Raw genomic sequence first — 13,353 nt, 5'->3', positions numbered from 1 at the left:
CCTCATGGCTGACAGAGAAAAGAAAGAGCGATTTGGAGTCTTTGGCCGATATGTTCGGTGGCGAGCTCAATCATATCAGGATGTCGGTCGTGGCGCACGGCAAGGATATAAAGCCGCAAAAGACGGCTTGGGAGCCTTTCGCACTTATCCCAAGCCAGAAGAAGGCGGCTTTTCCTTTCAAGATGATGACGGCGGCTATCGCCGTTTCTGGCATCTGGTCGGTGATCTTGGTGAGGAGGATATTCAGGCCGCAATTTATAAGTGGGACCGAGAGAACTCCATTTTTCTCGGTTCTGCCGCCGTTTGTCTGGCGCTCATTCCCACGCTCTATTTCTTTTACACCCTGTCACTGACAGGTATTTTCAGCCTCATTTTGCTTAGCTGCGCCTTTTTCCTGCTGGCCGTGCGCGCTTCCTATCGCGGCTGGCAGATAAGGCAGCGACGCATGGGATCAATGCGCGGATTTCTCTTTGGCAAAAACCGTGGATCGACCGAAATAAGGAAAGTCACCGATGATTAAACGCTTGCTATGGTCATGGATGACGTTCTTAGCCTTTGCGGTTTCTAAGGCCAGCGCCGCCGAGGAAATCAATGTCGTTGATATTATTAGTGGCAATGGCGATCCACGAACCAATTCCTATCTGAATATGATCTTCGGGCCGCTCTTCGACGGGCCGAACGACGAAACACTCATTTCGACGCTGATGTTTAATTTCAACGTCCTGTTCTTCTCAATAGGGCTGGTAATTTTCGTCTACAACGTCTTCATCGCGACTGCCGATACCGCCAATGAGGGCGAAGTTCTCGGTAGCCGCCACTCCACAATCTGGGTTCCGGTCAGAATTGTTATTGCTGCTGCTGCGCTAGCTCCGGTTCATCCCGGCGGTTACAATTCGGCCCAGGTCGTTTCGGCCTATATCGTCAAGGTCGGAACTGCGTCCGCAACTTTCTTCTGGGATCAGACCGCTAAACTGGTTGTCGAGCAAAAAGTGCCGGTGCTTGCCGCCGATACCGATAGTGCAGACGGCCAGTTTTTGCAGGCTCTGTTTCGCATGGAACTGTGCCGTGCCGTCTATAATTATGAAGTCGCCAAGGCTGGCGACGACATGAAGGGCATTTCTGCGACATGGAGTACTCTGGCCGGTGTTCGTGTTCTGCAATACGGCCTTCCGGAAGATAGCGCGGCCTGTGGCAAAGTCTCGTTGCCTACCGAAACTGTTGGCTTCCGGCGTCTGGCCGAAACTGCCAATACGACCGGCAAGGATGATCTGAGCAAAACAGTCAGCGCCAAGTTCAATGAGCTTCTGCAAGGCCAGCAGGCAAACGTTGTCGTCATGGCGAATGCGTTTTCCAAAGTGGCGGACGAGCTGGCCGTCGCAGTCTCCACAAGACAGATCTTGCCCGCCTACCGCAACCTTGCCACCGATATGGAACTGTGGCGCGGCATGCAGAGCGAGCTATTATCAAAATACATCGGTACGGACCGGATTAATCAGTCTGCGCAAACAGCGTTTAATCAGAGTGACGATATAAAAATCATCACACCGGGCGACAGCAAGGAACAAAAGCTTTCCATCAACGTGACAAATGGGGGCTGGTCGCAGGCCGGTTTCTATTATCAGTTGATTTCCCGCCTTTCGTCGGATGCTAACTCAGTTGGATTGATGATGCCGACGACTACACCAGGCGGTGCTATTGGCGGTGCGTCCAATCCAAGCGGCTCGTCCTTTACTGCGCTGTCATCACAATATGCGGCCAACAACACCTACATTTTTGGCTCTGCCGAAGGTGATGCAAAGAAATTCCTCAACCAGATAACCGCCACCTATAACGGAACCGTTGAATGGTGGAACGAATCTGTCGCCCGGAGCGGTATCAAGGCGTTCACAAATGAGCGTCTGGCCTTCGCAGATAATGGCGGCGATCTGGCCAACATCCTTCCAACCTCTGGCGGTGTTCTGGAAAGCATTGCGCTCTTTGCACCGGATTCCTCAGTCACTGACCCTATGAACGCTCTGGTACTATTTGGTATCCAGATGACGACCATTGCCGGAATTGCTACTGCTGCCATTGTATTATTTGGTGGTATGCCCTTTGTTGGCGGTGCCGCGACGACGCTCGGAACGATTATGGGGCCTGCGCTTCTTGCGCTAATGGCCTTTGGAAGTACTCTAGCCTTCGTTATGCCCATGATGCCGACCATCATTTGGGTGATGGCGCTGATTTCCTTCATCATCCTAGTGATTGAAGCAGTTTTTGCAGCGCCTCTATGGACCATCGCACACTTTTCGATGGGAGGGCATGGCCTGACTGGCTCACATGCTCGCAAGGGTTATGTCCTGCTGCTCTCCTTGCTCCTGACGCCAACTTTGATGTTGTTCGGTTTGCTGGCGGGCATGATCGCATTTCGTATTGCCGGCAATCTTTTGAACGCTGGACTTTATTATGCGTTGACCTCTTCGCAGTCCTTAGTAGCAGACAGTTGGACTAGCTTCGCATGGTACGCAGGCATGTGCGTCATAGGGTTTTTTATGGTCTTCGTATATCTGGCAATCATTGAACTATCGTTCTCGCTGATCGCCTCCTTCCCGGGCCGCGTATTTCGTTGGTTCGACGACATTGGCGACCAGTTGGATAGTCAGTCTTCCCTCCGTACCGGCCTGAGTGCTGCTGCTCAAATGAAAATGATGCAATCAGATACTAAGCAGTCTGGAGCCGCGCTACTGGGACACAGACAGCGACGATTGGAAGGAACGAACAAATCCAAAGATACGAATTAGCGGGAATTCAGAAGGCATAAAAATACCGGCTTGGAGCCGGTATTTTTATGCGCACCCCTGCGACAGTCAATCAAACGGCAAGCAATATTTCCGTATGCCAAGACCGATTAAAAATAGAATTGGCGTTATAATGAACATCGCGATTTGTAGCGTTGTCATAGTGCCTGTTTCGTCAGAAAAAATACGCGCAGGTATCATTCCCCTTGATGCTACCAAGGAGAAAAGAGCCGCCACAGCGGGAATCATGCATAGAACAGACAAGGGAACGAACACGGCAAAGCGTACCGCCTTTTCCGTCTTGGAAATCGGCCCATAGGCTTCACGGTCGAACACGGGCCGGAGATATTTGGGCAACATGGCGCTTTTCCATCCGATCTTGTTTCGGCGGATTATTCCATATCCCAAAATAGATTCCAACATCCTACTTTTACCTCACCAGACCCGTCCCGGCCACGATGGTTCGGACACCAACGCATCGAAAGCAGTATCAGCCGAGACAAGCGTCAATCCGCGCGTGATCGCTGTTGCCGCAATGAACCTGTCAAATGGATCGCGGTGCGCCCATTCCAACGTAGCGGCAAGAAGGCTTGCCTCTGCCGATACTTCCACAAGTCGTCCGCCCTGTTCGTCGGCAAGCCCGACCAACCGGGGGAGAAACGGCTCCATTTCCGGCCATTTGCCCAGCCGGACCTTTTGTCCAATCTCGAACAAGCTAATGGCGCTGATTGAAACCGTCTCTGCCTGCTCAATGGCCTCCGTGGCAATGACTGAGAGGCGGGCGTCCGCCGCCAGCGACCAGGTCCATGTGTGGGTGTCGAGCAGGATATGCTTCACTCGCCACCCTCCCAAAGCGCCAACTCATCGTCGCTCATCGGCTCGAAGAAATCGGGTCCAGATCCTGTCAGTTGCCCTTTCAACAGGCCAATCGTGAATCCGTTCTGAGGAACGGGGACGATCCTTACGACGGGACGCTTGCCCTTGGCGATGATAACCTCTTCGCCTGCCAGTGCCGCCTCGATAAGCTTTGACAAGTTTGTTTTTGCCGCGTGGACTGTGACCTGCATTTCAGCCTCCATTAGCTAACTTAGCTAATATATAAGCTATAACCTACCCGCGTGCAAGGAGTGGCTTGGGGAGCGGCGAAAGACTTCCTTATCCAAATTCAGAGATACCGCGCAGCATAACGGCGACGAAGGTCAAACTGTGCCCACATTCTATTCATAAAGCCGAGTCTAACTTTTAGATGGGGGTATTTTCAAAATGAATCAGAAGCCGATAATCGCTACGGAAAAGGATCTCCGTAGATCTTCCGCAATTCAGGCTTTATTGACGCAATCGCTAGCCGTTTTACCTACTGAGATCGGTGACCCCATCCGCCCGGTATCAATTGGTTTTTTCCAGCAACTTTCTCCGCTCCTCAGTTCAGAAGCCAGTGTAACCGCATTACGTCGTGCGATCGGTGCATATGTTCATTCTAAACGCTATTATCTCGCTTGCCGCCAGGAAGGCGCCATGCGTTATGATTGCAATGGCAACCCTGTGGAACCTGTTTCAGACGATGATCGACAGAACGCTGAAAAATGCTTGTCGACGTTTAAACAGAAAAATACCGAGACTACCAAGCAACATTCCGCCCCTCTTGTGGTGGCTGATCCACAAAGCAAGAGAGACCTTATCCGTGCTGCTCTGCTTGGCAAAAATCGGGATTGAACTATTCGTTCCGATAGGCCCAGATAATCGAGGCCGTTGCCGAAGAGGGTGAAAAACGACACAAACATCGAAGATTTGCTTGGCTTCGCAACAATGGTATTAACAGTACACGGCGCCTGGATTGTCGGCTTGCCAACATACCTCATAGTCTATCGACTACGAAGCTAGACGTGACGCCTTTGACATTACAAGCTTTCTCAAAAGCGCAATGTTCACATAAAAACATAACTATCCCGCCACGCTCAAATGCTGCGCGTTTGACCTGAGCAGAGCCATGATGACCGGACCAAGTGAAAATTCGCCGCGCTCCGCCCTTGAAGTTAAATCCCGCAAGTACCCACCAGCCGATTTGATGTGTCCGGAACGTTCCAGAATGCAGGCAATCACGACGGCTGCATTTTCCTGTCCCATTATTTCGCAGGCCTCCTGATAGGCACTTGGACTGACACCAAGCATCGATCGGACCACAACCGCGGCTGACATGAGGTCTCGCCAGTTTGCTATTGAGCCGGCCGGCCCATAATCGGTGATTTGAGGACATGCCTGCAGCACCATAGCCAATGAGAACGCTTTCAATGGCGTGCTCGTCTTTGGTCCGACTAGAGCTTCGGTTGCCCCCTGCTCTTTTCTAGAGCGAGGTTCAAATTCAGCGGTGGATTCGGTATTTGAATTCTGTATGTGATGCTCATTATGATCATCATTGCCGCTCATTTCATTGAAATTTGCGTGAATTTCCAACTGGTTGATGACTTCCTCGCGCAACAACTTCATCTCTTCGAGTAAGCTTTCAACGATTTGACGTGATGGAGAGTGTGGAAGGCGGCTCATAAGATCGACGTAAACGGTCTCCATATGAATCCAGTTGCCGGAAATGCCCTCTTCCATCGCTGCTGTAATTAGCTTCCGAACATCGCGACGACAGATGGTCAAAGCTTCTTTCGCGCGACGGAATAGACGGGCTTCTTCGGCCACCTGCTGGGCCAGCTGCGCGAGTTCTGCATGACGGGCCAACAACGGCTCCAGACTGAAGCCAAACGCCTCTTCGACCTTCCCTGCCCTATCCCGGTGCGCATATCGCTTTCCATTCGGGCTATCACGACGCTCAATCAGTCCTGCATCGATGAGCGCTGCGAGCGCACGGCGAAGCGTTGCGCCGGATATACCGTGGGCACGAACGGTAAGTTGTGCATTGGATGGGAAAACGATCAAACCTGCCTTATCGGACAGCTCGCCATCCGGATAGAAGCTCAGCAATGCGTTCAATACGGATAGCGCGCGATCTTGAATGCCAAGCATCGTTCGCGCTTCGCATACGTCACGGAACACTTTCCATTTGTCGACTGCCTGCCCTGCCCTCACTTCGGGCTTGGCAAACTGGCGCTTCACGAGCGCAAGCTTCGCCGGCCGCCGCCCAAAGGGCGTCGTCACATTTCCAAGCTGCATTGTCCTTCACCTTCCTTCAGGCAAAAGAAATCCACTCACCAAAACGGTGCCAAAGACTCTTGACAGTGATTCGAGGAAATGCGATTCTTGATCCTGCTACAAATCGAGAAGGGCTTCCACGACGGCGACGTTTTGGGAGCTTTTTTCTTTTTGCGCGTTACTCTCCGTTTTTGTTCTCAGTGTTCTCAGAATCTTGGAATTCGCTGTAAAGTTGGCTCATCCTGTTGGAGAGCCAAACCCCAAAGCGATGGGATTGAGGCTTCTTGAATGAAAGCTCAAAGGATTTCGCATTAGGTTTCATTTGAACTATCAAATCATTATTTGGCGAGGTCCATGTTTCAGGGCCTTTCGATTCTACCGCGGTAGAAAGCTGTCTTGCTCGAGGCTCGTTACTGATGACATTTTGTTCATCAGTAAATCGAAGCAACGCTTCAAATCGTTGATCGCTGTCGAGTTTCTGAATGTCGTTTTGTTGCAGAAAGTCAGTTGCTGCGAAATTTGCTGCATTCAATTTATCGACTAATTCTTCCCACTTACGACGTCCGATGCCAGGCGCAGGGCCGATCTTAGCGATAAGCTCCGGACCAATTTTTTCAGCAATGGACAGCATCTTGTAAGCGAGCGACTGATTAGCATTTATGGCTTGCATTACAACGTCAAGTTCATAGCCCAATGCGCGTATGCCAAAAGCAAACTGAGCACGTTCGATAAATGATAGTCCCACATGATCATTATTTTCTTGGCCTTGGGCGATGATCAACTCTCTATCATCAACGCCCTTGATTATTGCCTTAACAGGGATACCAAGCGCTTTTGTCGCTAAATATCGACGATGGCCGTAGACTATTTGATACCGACCAGTTGCCGTTGGATGCGGACGGACGAGAATAGGCGAACTCTGACCAACTTCCGATATCTTCTCCTTCAGATCATCAATCGCTGCGGATTCAAGATCAATCCGATCTTTGATGAACGAAAAATCGATAAGCTGATGATCTAGCTCATAGATGACTAATCCCGCTGCAATTTTCTCGTCGTATTCGTTCGACCGCGCAGCTTTTTCTTCGATGCCTCTTAAAGCACGGCTGACCGGATTGGCAGGTATGTCGCTGGCCGGATCCATGTTCCGAATCTCTGACGATGGCCCAAAGCTTTTTGCTGCTTCTTCATTACTGGTCTTGTCCCTAGGGCTAACATCGAACTGCAAGAGATTTTTACGAGACATTATTTCGCCCTCCCCCAAACTTGTCTGATGAGGTCTTCAATTTCGGAATTCACATTATTCATGGATTCCACGGCACGGTCGTAGGTCGCTCTATGGAATTGAGTGCGGTCAATTTCATAGAGTGTCTGCTTTGTGATCCCAGCATCCGAAACCGCAGTCGATTTCAAAACGGGATTGTTCAACAATCGTTTTCCAAATATTGAACGCATGAAACCGGCCATTTGCTGTTGAGGGCCATCATTGGGTTCGAAGCGCGTCAGCAAATAACGTATCCAACGCGACGTCGTCGATCCTCCAGCTCTATCCACAACGTCCATCAAATCAGCGGTGGACTTTAAAAACTGGGACATGCTCATAACATCGAGCATTTCGGGGTGAATAGTTATAAGTAGCGACGTGGACGCACAGAGTGCCGACATAGTGAGAAAACCAAGCTGCGGCGGACAATCGATGATAACGACGTCGTACTCGCCCTCAATCTCCTCCAGCCGGTTGGAGATGCGTGTGAAAAACATTGGCTGTTTGGAACCGGCCTGCATCGCCAACGGAGCTTCATGGTCGAATTCCATAAGCTCAAGATTACCCGGTATAAGATCCAGATTGTCGATATAGGTCTTTCTGATGACCTCTTGGATTGGCCGGGGATTATCGTAGGTGACAGCACCATACAAAGTCTCACCCTCGCGAACATCTTTCTCAGGCAATAAACCAAACATCGCCGTTAGTGATGCCTGTGCATCCAGATCGATAACGAGCGTTCTGTGTCCCCTAAATGCAAGATACTCAGATAAGTGTGCTGCCGTGGTGGTCTTACATGAACCACCCTTAAAATTGACTACTGAGATGACTTGAAGCGCTTCACCTTCGACCCGGTTTTTTTTGTAGAATGCATCGGAGTTTTTGGCGTGCAGAGCATCCCGAATAAAATTCAACTCTCCCTGGGTATACAGACGACGGCCATTTGTCCCGACTGGAATTTCCAGTTCCTGGGCCAGCTTCCTCAGATAGATTTCGCTTATGCCGAGATAGTTCGTCACCTCACTTGGCGTAAACGATCGAAGGCTCTTCTTTGACGTTGGTGAATAGATACGATCCTGATGAGTTTTAAGTTGATGCTGCAGCTCAGCTGCATCATCCTTCAAAACCGACGGGATGTGTTCATCTATCAAGGAGAATTCACGCTTCATCAACATTCTACTGCCTTCATTAACGGTAACGCCTTCGTATGGGTGCCAAATACCGATAATCAGACTATCCGCGATTCGTTACTTTTTTACAAACTTGTTAACCAAAGCCGTTTTTGAGAGATTCCAATACGGCCCCGCTAATCGATCACGATTCTACCGCGGTAGAATCCTGATCAGAAGTCTGTGATCAGCCGATCAGATGTTGATGGAAATCACTATGTTACCATTGAGCAGCACGAATAATCCCACGGCTAATCGCGATTCTACCGCGGTAGAATTATTTCTCTTCGTCTTGAAAATCAGATGGTCGGCACGGCCTCGAATAGCTGCAAACTGGCCGCCATTCCCCGCTTCATTGGGCTGGCTGCCAACTATCTGAACATTGGCGCTCACGTCGACAGCGCCCGCCACGGGAACATGCATTTGCCTTAGCGAGCCTGCTTTGCCCTTCCCCCTAACATGGACTGGCGTGTACCATTCCTCGTGATAATTCGGGAGGCTATCTGCGGTCGATATCGATAGCTGTCACGTGCAGGCATTCTTGATAATGAATCCCATTTCCTGGATCGCTTCAGCTAGAACGATAACGATGGTGTCAGACCCTGATGGCGGTTCTTGAGCACAGATAAAGCCACGACTCCCTGTGGTGGCGCCACTTTTGATGATGCTAACTGAAATAAGCGAAGTCTTGTTCTTTAAAAGCTTGGCGTATAAAATGAATGTAGTTTGTTCACGTGAGGAAAGATGGACTCGTATCTTGAGATAGCTCAGCGGGTACTTAGAGCGTCTCGGCGCCCTATGACTGCGGGTGGCATCCTTGAAACAGCCTACGCAGCTTCAATTGTTCCAAGACACCTTTATGGCAAAACCCAGGTGAAGACTCTTAGAGCGCGTTTGAGCGAAGACGTACTACGCAACCAACATTCTGCATTTTTCCGTACAGAACCGGGGTATTTTTTCCTCAATGAATTAGTTAGCGATCTTTCGATACCCGCCAAGTACAAAGAGAAGTATGAGGCAAGAAGACGTACGCGGGACCTGCATGTCGCACCGTTCCTCGCGGTGGACTCTTCCTTTGTAAATGGGCTTGGAGGGGAATTAGTATCCAACTGGCATGACTTCATCAGAACCGCTGAGTCGTCCAATGCGCTTCACTATCTCCAAACGCGTGAGGATACTGACAGAGCGCTCGTGGTGTGGACATTCTCCGTTGTTCGACGAGGCACCGAGGTTCTCTCTTACAGAACGGGTCGATACCGCAGTGATGCTGACACATTCACGAATAAACGCACTATAGGATTTCCCGGCGTAATCAGCTTTTTTGACTGCACATTATTCTCTGACGGTGACTACGGCGCCAAGGAAAATGCTCTCAACTCTATTTTATCTGATTTGGATATCTCTGCTGTAGCGGTTCACGGCGAGAAACTTGCAGATCCACAGCCTCGTTTTGCAATACGCGTGCATCGTAGTAACGGGCAACCAGTCCTGTTAGTTGTCTTAGACTGGATTTGTCCTTCGTGGTTTGAACCAACAACTCGCCGGTTATCACTTAACGATCCACGCTGGCTTGACCTGAGAGTTTCGCCAAACGACATCGAAGACTTCGAACCTTGGAGTAAGGCTACTTTGGAAGCCATCGAAGAGGTTGGCATAATTTAGTGGCGATTATTTCTTCAGGTCAGACAGCCTTCCTTAAGTTCGAAATTGAAAACGGTGATGCAAGGAGACGGAAAGTCGCCTTGCAAGAGCTTACACGCCGGTATCGTCAAGGCGACAAGCTGAATGCCGAAGGGAAAAACTCGTTCGAGAAAACCATTAATGGCATCGTCCTAAGTGAGAATGATCACAAAGTTGTCCGTTGGTGCCTTAATACGCTTGCCAGAATCGGCACACGTCAAGGCAGCAGTCGATATGTTTCCGCGGCAATGAAACAATACCAAGATGAGCCGGAGATTGTTGCTGCCGCTGTTGCGGCTCTCTCTCGCATGTATCATGGCCACTTTGAAGCAGTGCCTGAGTTATCGTTCGTCGATCCGTCCGTTCGCATACTTGCAGCGATGCAGACGACTGACGTAGATAAATTAGATTTATCGAGTTTGTCGATCAATATTGATAAATCAGATAAAGAGGTCCTAAAGCTAGCTTTGTTAGTTGTGGGCATGAACAAGGATATCCAGAATCTGCTGCATCCTCGTTACTCAAATGGAACAATAGTGAAACAACTCGGACAGCACGACGATCCCATAGTTAGACAATATAGCGTCTGGTCAGTGTTGGAGAATAAACAATTAACCCTTGCTGACCTCGGAATATCATTCGACATGATCGGAGCCCAACCTTCCAACGTACAGGCAAAGTTGTTGCAACTCGCTGCTGAGCGAGAAAGCGATCTTAAGACGCGCCACCGGATAATCCATGAAGGCAGTTTCAACGAATTGCCCGAGGCAAGGCTGGGTTTGGCGAAGGGACTGAAGCTAAGCTATTACGATGGTTTGGAAGACCTTACAATTAGCTGGTTCGACGTGGAGAACGATCCGGATGTGATCGAGTTGCTCGCCGAGCATTTCGCTAGGTTCTCTGATGACAGCGGTCCGTACTTCGATAAAGCAATCGAGATAGTTGATGCGAATCCTAAGCTCGCAGATAGAGTGCTCCTCGGAGCAGAGGGCAAATATCTGTATGGAAAGATTAGGACATTAATTCGTAAAGAGGGTATGTCCGATTTGTTTGGATCAACGCACGGCGTTACAGGGTTGTTCCAGAAGACACCCGAGCCGTCAAAAAAGGTAAAAACAATGAAGGTATTATTTTTAGCAGCAAATCCGATAGGCCAAGTGCCATTGAAAATCGACAAGGAGGCGAGCGATCTTAAAGAACAGCTCGCTTTAGTGCGTGACGCGAAATCTCCGGTGGTGGTGGAGCACGCTTGGGCCATCCGCACTGATCAACTTCAGCGCGAGATCCTAAACTCCAGGCCCGATGTTTTACATTTTAGTGGACACGGCGACTCAGGGTTGTTGGTCTTTGAGGATACAGCAGGAAAAGCCGTTGCAGTATCAGGCGATGATCTTGCTGGTCTTGTCGAGCTAGTTTCTACAATTAAGTGCGTTGTACTAAATGCATGCTTTTCGGACTCGGTATCAAAACTTATTTCACCACATGTTGAGGCTGTCATAGGTTGCGACGTTTCAATAGGCGACACCGCTGCGATTCTGTTTACAAGGGCGTTCTACAGAGCTCTTGCACACGGTGAGTCATATCAGCAGTCTTACCTGCTAGCAAAGAACGACTTAAAATTAAATGGTCAGGGAAAGGAAGCAGAAAAATACACTATATCTGGTTCTAAATAAAGTGATTCAAATTCGCTCAGAGTTGCTTATCTCCCGGCGGTTCTCTTTCGATCAGTAACGGCCCGTTAGAAATGATTAATCAGCTGACATAGATAATTGGGTGGGGAGGTCGCGAAGCAGTTCCATTGCCTCTGTATCTATATTTCACTCGCAACATCTACTTTACTGTCTTTCTGCCCTAACCTAAGCCTCAAATCAACCTAGACGCCCGCCCGCTCCGCCGTTTAGCATTGTTGTAATAGTCGGATGCCTGCTGCACGGAGCGATGACGCGATTGTTCCATCGCCTCGGGGAGCGGAATACCACGATTGGCTGCTTCGGTGAGATAGCCGGAGCGTAACCCGTGCGCGGAAAACTCACTTGGGTCGAGTCCTGCCATTTGCACACGCTGTTTGACAATCTGGTTGATGGCGCTTGGTTCGAGCGCACGGCCCGCAACATTGCCCCAACGATCGACTTTTCGAAACACACTGCCCTTGTCGATCCTGGCTGCTTCCAGCCAGCGGGTCAGGGCTTCGACGGGTCGGCCGGTCAGATAGACAGTTTCATCGTGATCGGCACCACTGGTTTTGGTGCGACCGAGGTGGATACCGAGCGAGGGGAGGGGAGAGCCGTCCACATCGGTGACAGGGGCCTGTTTGACAAGCTGTTCTAGACGCAAGCCGGCGACTTCGCTGCGCCTGCGCCCGCCGGAGGCAAAGGCCACCATCAGGATAGCCCGATCCCGGATAGCGGTGAGATCTTCGCCGGAACAGGTTGCGAGCAGCTTGCCCAGAATATCACCGGTAATGGCATTGGCACTCTTGCGGCTGCGGGGCCGGTTCAGGGCGCGCACCGCAAGCCGGATTGCCGATTTGACGGACGGCGATGAAAACGACCCTTCCAGACCCCGCCAGCGGGTCAGCGTCGACCAATTGGCGAGACGACGACGGACGGTTGCCGGTGCATGCGGTCCCGACACGCGCAGAAAGCCTTGTTGGCGCAATTCCTCTTCCACGCCAGCCGGCATGCCGTGATCCGGTTCGATCTCGCGTTGCTGGGGGCGCCACAAATGATGGGCGACGAATTTCAGGAGCAGTGCTTCCGGCGCCGGGAAGGGAAGGGGATTGCCGGTTGCAGCCGTCGACCAGGCTTCAAGATAGGCCAGATCCGAAGTCAGCGCGCGTAGCGTGTTTTCACCCATGCCTTCATTGACCAGATGGCGCAGCGTCTCGACATCGTCGTCTGTCAAAATGCCTGCCAGCATGTCGCGCCGGTTCATCGGCAAGACGGCGGCAATTGTGTCGAGCGTTTCGGCGCGCTGTTCTTCAGAAGAAACTTTCGGTGATGACACGGGCAAAAAACTCCTTGGTGGGCCTGAAAACGGGCCTTCAGCGGCGCGGCTTTGCCTGACTTTCACTGATTTGCGGCTTCAAATCAATAAGCTTCGATAACCTATACTTATCGGATGTTAGAGGGACAGAAAGATAGCGTCTATGTAACGAAAGTAAGGCATTTATTCGATTTCATATCGGAGAATTTATCCAATACATTGACTATGTTAGTCTATGGAGTGCGGGTAATGTTCAGGGGTTAAGCGGGTAAGCGGGGCATATCCGTTGGCGGTGCCATTTTGTTGTGCAGTTGCACGGTGAGTTGCAATCTACCATAATTCC

Annotated in this window: 13 protein-coding genes; 5 read left to right on the top strand and 8 right to left on the bottom strand. The window is 50.5% G+C overall.

Going from position 1 to position 13,353, the window contains the following annotated elements; all coding sequences use genetic code 11:
- Positions 1-4 precede the first annotated feature (4 nt).
- Positions 5-520, top strand: a complete 516-nt coding sequence (locus tag KWJ32_RS23210) for a hypothetical protein (RefSeq protein ID WP_128095003.1) — start codon at positions 5-7, stop codon at positions 518-520.
- Positions 513-2,780: a DotA/TraY family protein gene (locus KWJ32_RS23205; RefSeq protein ID WP_256886292.1), complete on the top strand. Its 2,268-nt coding sequence runs from the start codon at positions 513-515 to the stop codon at positions 2,778-2,780. The genes KWJ32_RS23210 and KWJ32_RS23205 overlap by 8 nt, the downstream gene beginning before the upstream one ends.
- 66 nt (positions 2,781-2,846) lie before the next feature.
- On the opposite strand, the gene KWJ32_RS23200 is transcribed toward KWJ32_RS23205, so the two are convergent.
- Genes KWJ32_RS23200 through KWJ32_RS23190 form a run of 3 tightly spaced genes read right to left on the bottom strand, consistent with a single transcriptional unit; the run spans position 2,847 to position 3,844 of the window.
- A complete protein-coding gene (locus tag KWJ32_RS23200; RefSeq protein ID WP_256886291.1) occupies positions 2,847-3,200 on the bottom strand; it encodes a hypothetical protein in 354 nt (117 codons plus the stop codon).
- Positions 3,201-3,212: 12 nt separating this feature from the next.
- Entirely contained in the window at positions 3,213-3,614 is a 402-nt protein-coding gene (locus KWJ32_RS23195) for a type II toxin-antitoxin system VapC family toxin (protein WP_256886290.1), read from the bottom strand.
- On the bottom strand, positions 3,611-3,844 hold the full coding sequence (locus KWJ32_RS23190; RefSeq protein WP_038594974.1) for a type II toxin-antitoxin system prevent-host-death family antitoxin: 234 nt from the start codon (positions 3,842-3,844) through the stop codon (positions 3,611-3,613). The genes KWJ32_RS23195 and KWJ32_RS23190 overlap by 4 nt, the downstream gene beginning before the upstream one ends.
- A gap of 196 nt (positions 3,845-4,040) precedes the next feature.
- Here KWJ32_RS23190 and KWJ32_RS23185 point away from each other — a divergent pair, with 196 nt between their 5' ends.
- A complete protein-coding gene (locus KWJ32_RS23185; protein ID WP_109989713.1) occupies positions 4,041-4,490 on the top strand; it encodes a ProQ/FINO family protein in 450 nt (149 codons plus the stop codon).
- Between the two features lie 228 nt (positions 4,491-4,718).
- Here KWJ32_RS23185 and repC read toward each other — a convergent pair whose 3' ends face one another.
- The 4 genes from repC to KWJ32_RS23165 all read right to left on the bottom strand — a co-directional run bounded on the left by repC (position 4,719) and on the right by KWJ32_RS23165 (position 8,738).
- A complete protein-coding gene (gene repC, locus KWJ32_RS23180) occupies positions 4,719-5,933 on the bottom strand; it encodes a plasmid replication protein RepC (protein ID WP_256886289.1) in 1,215 nt (404 codons plus the stop codon).
- Positions 5,934-6,090: 157 nt separating this feature from the next.
- Positions 6,091-7,158 (bottom strand): plasmid partitioning protein RepB, encoded by a 1,068-nt coding sequence (repB, locus tag KWJ32_RS23175; RefSeq protein WP_125302217.1) that lies wholly within the window; start codon positions 7,156-7,158, stop codon positions 6,091-6,093.
- Complete coding sequence (repA, locus tag KWJ32_RS23170) at positions 7,158-8,351, bottom strand: plasmid partitioning protein RepA (RefSeq protein WP_125302214.1); 1,194 nt, start codon at positions 8,349-8,351, stop codon at positions 7,158-7,160. The genes repB and repA overlap by 1 nt, the downstream gene beginning before the upstream one ends.
- Before the next feature lie 189 nt (positions 8,352-8,540).
- A complete protein-coding gene (locus tag KWJ32_RS23165) occupies positions 8,541-8,738 on the bottom strand; it encodes a hypothetical protein (protein WP_125302212.1) in 198 nt (65 codons plus the stop codon).
- A 351-nt stretch (positions 8,739-9,089) separates the two neighbouring features.
- Here KWJ32_RS23165 and KWJ32_RS23160 point away from each other — a divergent pair, with 351 nt between their 5' ends.
- The gene (locus KWJ32_RS23160) at positions 9,090-10,007 is read left to right on the top strand and encodes an HTH domain-containing protein (RefSeq protein WP_256886287.1); all 918 of its coding nucleotides are present in this window, start codon (positions 9,090-9,092) and stop codon (positions 10,005-10,007) included.
- A complete protein-coding gene (locus KWJ32_RS28315; RefSeq protein WP_256886286.1) occupies positions 10,007-11,698 on the top strand; it encodes a CHAT domain-containing protein in 1,692 nt (563 codons plus the stop codon). Before KWJ32_RS23160 ends, KWJ32_RS28315 begins: the two co-directional genes overlap by 1 nt.
- A gap of 190 nt (positions 11,699-11,888) precedes the next feature.
- Here the strand turns inward: KWJ32_RS28315 and KWJ32_RS23150 are convergent, their stop codons facing one another.
- Entirely contained in the window at positions 11,889-13,031 is a 1,143-nt protein-coding gene (locus KWJ32_RS23150) for a site-specific integrase (protein WP_256886285.1), read from the bottom strand.
- Positions 13,032-13,353 lie beyond the last annotated feature (322 nt).

It is taken from the genome of Ochrobactrum sp. BTU2, from assembly GCF_024539785.1.
In the GTDB taxonomy this organism is placed as follows: domain Bacteria; phylum Pseudomonadota; class Alphaproteobacteria; order Rhizobiales; family Rhizobiaceae; genus Brucella; species Brucella anthropi.
This window is presented reverse-complemented; position numbering and strand designations above follow the sequence as displayed.

What these genes read in the sequence shown, in the direction of transcription:
- KWJ32_RS23190 (WP_038594974.1), bottom strand. Translation starts at nt 3,844, where the DNA reads ATGCAGGTCACAGTCCACGCGGCAAAAACAAACTTGTCAAAGCTTATC.
- KWJ32_RS23185 (WP_109989713.1), top strand. Translation starts at nt 4,041, where the DNA reads ATGAATCAGAAGCCGATAATCGCTACGGAAAAGGATCTCCGTAGATCT.
- KWJ32_RS23160 (WP_256886287.1), top strand. Translation starts at nt 9,090, where the DNA reads ATGGACTCGTATCTTGAGATAGCTCAGCGGGTACTTAGAGCGTCTCGG.
- KWJ32_RS23200 (WP_256886291.1), bottom strand. Translation starts at nt 3,200, where the DNA reads ATGTTGGAATCTATTTTGGGATATGGAATAATCCGCCGAAACAAGATC.
- repC (WP_256886289.1), bottom strand. Translation starts at nt 5,933, where the DNA reads ATGCAGCTTGGAAATGTGACGACGCCCTTTGGGCGGCGGCCGGCGAAG.
- repB (WP_125302217.1), bottom strand. Translation starts at nt 7,158, where the DNA reads ATGTCTCGTAAAAATCTCTTGCAGTTCGATGTTAGCCCTAGGGACAAG.
- KWJ32_RS23210 (WP_128095003.1), top strand. Translation starts at nt 5, where the DNA reads ATGGCTGACAGAGAAAAGAAAGAGCGATTTGGAGTCTTTGGCCGATAT.
- repA (WP_125302214.1), bottom strand. Translation starts at nt 8,351, where the DNA reads ATGTTGATGAAGCGTGAATTCTCCTTGATAGATGAACACATCCCGTCG.
- KWJ32_RS23205 (WP_256886292.1), top strand. Translation starts at nt 513, where the DNA reads ATGATTAAACGCTTGCTATGGTCATGGATGACGTTCTTAGCCTTTGCG.